We start from the raw sequence: 4,587 nt of genomic DNA, 5'->3' as shown, positions 1-4,587 counted from the left end.
GCATGTTCCGCGTCCTTGCAATACTGTGTTTACATACAGTCTATCGCTTAGCGGAAAGTTCTTTTACCCTCAGCCGAAATGCCTGCCGTTGCTAGACATTGCCAGCCAGTGCCCGTCACTCCCACTCAAATGTTAATAGGCCGCCTCTATGAAGGGGGCTGTTTTCGGGGTCGATTTCCAGGGGTTCATTGACACTTGAGGGGCGGGCTATGCCTTCCCTCTTGGCGTCCAATCCGCCCCTTGGGGCGTCAAATCAAGTCCGCTTTGTTCGGGCTGGGGTTGAAGTTGAAGCTGGGAATCTCCCCCGGCTTATGGCTGGCTGATGGTACTGGTTTGGGTGTCGCTGGGGTGGCTTTCTTGGGGGCCGGTTGGGAGGATGCCGGCGGTCTTGCGGTGGCCTTTTCAGGCTCGCCTGGCGACCGAATCAGACTGTTCACATAGCTGATAAAAGCATCATATCCGAAGCTGATTTTCCCTTCATCGTGCAGCGTTTTCCAGATGGCTTTTACCGGCCAGCCATCGGTCAAAGCCTCTTTTATGTCGTCGCGCTGGGCCAGGAAAGCCGCCCGATTCTGTCCTGAACGGGTGGGCTTTTGGGTCTGCATTTGCGCTGCAATGCGCTCTGTAAGCCGTTTAGTCATGCCGATTCTACCGCCTTTTATATGTCGATTTATCCGCGATTTAATGCCGATTCTATCGCTATTAAAGCGATTGTAAGGCGACTAAAGCCAGATTGCACGCCTTATGCGTGGAATCGGCTTGTGTTTGTCGATAAAACGGGTTATAGCCGGTAAATGGTAGTGATGTTAAAGTGGTGGTGAAGCGGGCAGGATGTGTGAAGTAGGCCCACCATGCAAGCATGGTGTTCCTCTTCACTTCCCCTTATTCGCACCTGCGGCGCTCAACGGGAATCCTGCCCTGCGGGGCCATCGGCGGACGCCGGAATAAGAGAACCAGGAGGACGCCAAAGATGGAGGCGACAGAGCAGAAGGTAACGAGAAAAAGCAGCACGCCGATCAAGGTGTATTGCCTGCCGGAAGAGCGGGCCGCCATTGAGGCCAACGCACAAGCGGCTGGCTTGAGTACGTCTGCTTTTTTGCTGGCCGTGGGGCAGGGTTACGCCGTCCAGGGCGTGACCGATTACGAGAACGTGCGCGAGCTGGTGCGGGTCAATGGCGACCTGGGCCGCCTCGGTGGTCTGCTGAAATTGTGGCTGACCGACGATGCCCGAACGGCCCGGTTCAGCGCTGAAACTGTCTTGGGCCTGCTGGCCCGGATTGAGGCCAACCAGGACGAAATGAGCCGATTGATGGAATCTATTGTGCGACCCAGGGCAGCATCATGATTGCCAAGCATGTTGCCATGCGTTCCCTGGGCAAATCAGACTTTGCCGACCTGGCTAAATACATCACCGACGCACAGAGCAAAGACCACCGGCTGGGCCATGTTCAGGTCACGAATTGCGAGGCGCATTCAGTGCGCGATGCCATCACCGAAGTGCTGGCCACCCAGCACATGAACACCAGGGCCAAGGGCGATAAGACCTATCACCTGATTGTCAGTTTTCGCGCCGGCGAGAATCCCGATGCCGACACCTTGAAGGCGATAGAGGAACGGATTTGCCAAGGGCTAGGGTTTGGTGAGCATCAGCGTATCAGCGCCGTGCATAACGACACCGACAACCTGCACATCCACATTGCCATCAACAAGATTCACCCGACCAGGCACACGATGCACGAACCGTACTATCCGCACCTGGCGCTGGCCGACTTGTGCGAGACGCTGGAACGGGACTATGGCCTGGAGGCAGACAATCACCGGCCGCAGCAGCGCGGGGCGGCATCGAGGGCCGCCGACATGGAGCGCCATGCCGGCGTGGAAAGTCTGGTGGGCTGGATCAAGCGCGAATGCCTGGACGACATTAAAGCCGCGCAGTCCTGGACGGAGCTGCACCAGGTCATGCGTGATAACGGCCTGGAGATTACGCCAAGGGGTAACGGGTTGGTGATCCGGGCCGATGACGGCACGATGGTCAAGCCCAGCACCCTGTCCCGCGATCTGTCCAAGCCTGCCCTGGAAAAGCGGCTGGGAGCCTTTGAGGCGTCACCGGATCAGCAGGAGAAGCCGCCCAGGCGGCAGTATCAAAAGAAGCCGGTACGGTCACGCGCTGACACCACCGAGCTTTATGCCAGGTACAAAGTTTTTTATCGCCAACTTATCAATGATAAATAAAAGTCACATCTATGTCAAAATCACTTATAACCGCACTCATTGTTGTCGCGCTTGATGCGATTGGTTTGGGATTAATCATGCCGGTGGTTCCGGCTTTATTAAATGAATTTGTACCGGCAGAGCAAACAGCATTTCACTATGGTGTTTTTTTATCGCTTTATGCGTTTATGCAGGTCTTTTGCGCGCCCGTTTTAGGGCGGTTATCTGACCGCTATGGACGGCGGATTATTTTGCTGGTTTCATTTTTAGGTGCCACGATTGATTATAGCATAATGGCGGCAGCGCCTGTTTTATGGGTGCTTTATATCGGCCGGATTATCTCAGGTGTTACCGGAGCAACTGGTGCAATCGCGGCATCAATTATCGCTGATACAACTAAACAGGAAGAACGTGCGCGTTGGTTTGGTTTTATGGGGGCGTGTTTTGGTGCAGGTATGATTGCAGGGCCTGCTATTGGCGGTGTTCTTAGTGATATATCTGTGCATGCGCCCTTTGTGGCAGGGGCTCTTCTCAATGCAATTGCCTTTTGTTTGGTGGCTTTCTTGTTGCCCAAAACGCCGTCACAACCGCCTGAAGGACAGCCAGCCAAAATCAATTTGTTTGAAGGCTTTCGCTTCAATTTTGCAGTTCAGGGACTTGCCAGCTTTTTTGCGTTGTTTTTTCTTATGCAGCTGATTGGGCAGGCGCCCGCCGCTTTGTGGGTGATTTATGGCGAACAGCGCTTGAATTGGGATATTGGCACAGCAGGTGTGTCGCTGGCCGTTTTTGGTGCAGCACATACATTCGTACAAGCTGTTTTAACCGGCACTCTTTCAAAGCGACTGGGTGACCGCGGTGTGTTGCTGCTTGGAATGGGCGCTGATATGTGCGGGTTTTTATTGCTGGCTTTTATCACGCAAAGCTGGATGGCGGTATTCTCAGGAACGGGTCCTATACCAGGAGCAATTCAAGAATTGCAACAGCAGATTTTTACTGAATGGTTACCAACTTCAGGTTTTGAATATGCTGAATTGCCAGATATCGAATTATATTTAGATGCTAATCCTCAGAATGCACAGTTCCAAATATGGCTCCCGATTCGTGCAAAATAAAAAAGTTGTGGCAAGTTTTTTGCCACAACTTTTTTTGAATAAAATGACTCTTAGTATTTTATAACTGACAATCAGCATATTAGATACTATAGTTGTTGTTGGCCTTTTAATTTGTTATAATCATATTGAGAGTAATTAGGAAAAAAGGAGCGTGGACAGATGACTAGAACGTGGTTTATTACTGGTGGAAGTAAAGGAATTGGTTTTGAGACAGTAAAATTAGTATTAGAAAATGGCGACCAAGTCATTTCTTTTTCTAGAACAGAAGGAAAACTCAGCAGGTTAAAAACAGAATATGGATCTTCTTTGCTGATCTGTTTAGGCGATATTGAAGAACGAGACATGGTAGTAGCCGCTGCTGCTAAGGGAGCAGAAAAATTTAATGGCATCGATATTGCTTTGAGTAATGCGGGAATGATGCTTGGAGGAATGATTGAGGAGACAACAGAAGAAGAGGCGCGTCAGATAATGAATGTAAACTTTTTCGGTTCTCTTTGGACGGCTCAAGCGGTTTCTCCTTTTTTGCGAGACAAATCAGGTCGTTTTATCCAAATGAGTAGTATCGGGGGCATCATGTCTTGGATGACTTCAGGTCTATACAGTGCTAGTAAATTTGCGGTAGAAGGATTGACGGAAGCTTTAGCACAGGAACTGGCTCCTTTTGGTGTTCATGTGACTATTGTTGAACCAGGAGGTTATTGGACAGATCTTTACAAGAAACTGCATAATAGTAAACGCTTGCCGGATTATCAAGAACTGCATCAACAAATGGATGCCTTCGCAAAAGAACAGGAGGGTCAGGCGACAGATAGTGACCCTATATTAGCAGCAAAGACAATCTTAAAACTTGCGGCATTGCCTGAACCACCACTACGTCTAATATTAAGTGATTCTCTTTTTGATGGGGTGATCGAAGCAACGGAAAATAAAATCGCCGGGTGGAAAGCAGAGGAGAGCCTCAGTCGGGAATCAGAAAAATTGATTCCAATGCCTGAAGGGTATTTAGCTGATAAGTAGATGACGACAGGAAAGTGACAATAAAAAATGAAAGAAATCATTGAAGAAATTCAAGCATACAAACCTTTTACACAGCAAGAAGCAAATGATCAAAAACTTTTTCTAAAACAAATACAATTTACGTATAGGAAGAATAAACGCCCTTTTCACCCAAGTCCAACAGCTTTGGACCGCAGTTGACTCTTTCGACACCCCTGCGATGCAACCCAATCCGGCTGACGGGGAGCCAGCAACGCTGAAAATTTAC

At 49.7% G+C, this 4,587-nt stretch carries 4 protein-coding genes and 2 pseudogenes; 5 read left to right on the top strand and 1 reads right to left on the bottom strand.

Annotated elements, in window-relative coordinates:
• Positions 1-248: 248 nt before the first annotated feature.
• The gene (locus FTU38_RS16355) at positions 249-641 is read right to left on the bottom strand and encodes a TraK family protein (RefSeq protein ID WP_052928019.1); all 393 of its coding nucleotides are present in this window, start codon (positions 639-641) and stop codon (positions 249-251) included.
• Between the two features lie 329 nt (positions 642-970).
• On the opposite strand from FTU38_RS16355, the gene traJ reads away from it, so the two are divergent.
• From traJ to FTU38_RS16335, 5 genes and pseudogenes are all read left to right on the top strand, one after another.
• On the top strand, positions 971-1,345 hold the full coding sequence (gene traJ, locus FTU38_RS16350) for a conjugal transfer transcriptional regulator TraJ (protein ID WP_033472343.1): 375 nt from the start codon (positions 971-973) through the stop codon (positions 1,343-1,345).
• Positions 1,342-2,217 (top strand): annotated as a pseudogene (gene traI, locus FTU38_RS16345) (TraI/MobA(P) family conjugative relaxase); the annotation flags it as partial. The gene traJ and the pseudogene traI, both read left to right, overlap by 4 nt.
• Positions 2,218-2,243: 26 nt before the next feature.
• Positions 2,244-3,146, top strand: a pseudogene (locus FTU38_RS16340) (TCR/Tet family MFS transporter); the annotation flags it as partial.
• Positions 3,138-3,323, top strand: coding sequence for a GyrI-like domain-containing protein (locus FTU38_RS17090; protein WP_233735431.1), 186 nt, complete (start codon positions 3,138-3,140; stop codon positions 3,321-3,323). The pseudogene FTU38_RS16340 and the gene FTU38_RS17090, both read left to right, overlap by 9 nt.
• A 159-nt stretch (positions 3,324-3,482) precedes the next feature.
• The gene (locus FTU38_RS16335) at positions 3,483-4,340 is read left to right on the top strand and encodes an SDR family NAD(P)-dependent oxidoreductase (protein ID WP_120366351.1); all 858 of its coding nucleotides are present in this window, start codon (positions 3,483-3,485) and stop codon (positions 4,338-4,340) included.
• Positions 4,341-4,587: the final 247 nt, after the last annotated feature.

The organism is Acinetobacter sp. YH12098, assembly GCF_013419235.1.
In the GTDB taxonomy this organism is placed as follows: domain Bacteria; phylum Pseudomonadota; class Gammaproteobacteria; order Pseudomonadales; family Moraxellaceae; genus Acinetobacter; species Acinetobacter amyesii.
This window is presented reverse-complemented; position numbering and strand designations above follow the sequence as displayed.

Coding starts and splice junctions, on each gene's coding strand:
- FTU38_RS16355 (WP_052928019.1), bottom strand. CDS start 641: ATGACTAAACGGCTTACAGAGCGCATTGCAGCGCAAATGCAGACCCAA.
- traJ (WP_033472343.1), top strand. CDS start 971: ATGGAGGCGACAGAGCAGAAGGTAACGAGAAAAAGCAGCACGCCGATC.
- FTU38_RS17090 (WP_233735431.1), top strand. CDS start 3,138: ATGGCGGTATTCTCAGGAACGGGTCCTATACCAGGAGCAATTCAAGAA.
- FTU38_RS16335 (WP_120366351.1), top strand. CDS start 3,483: ATGACTAGAACGTGGTTTATTACTGGTGGAAGTAAAGGAATTGGTTTT.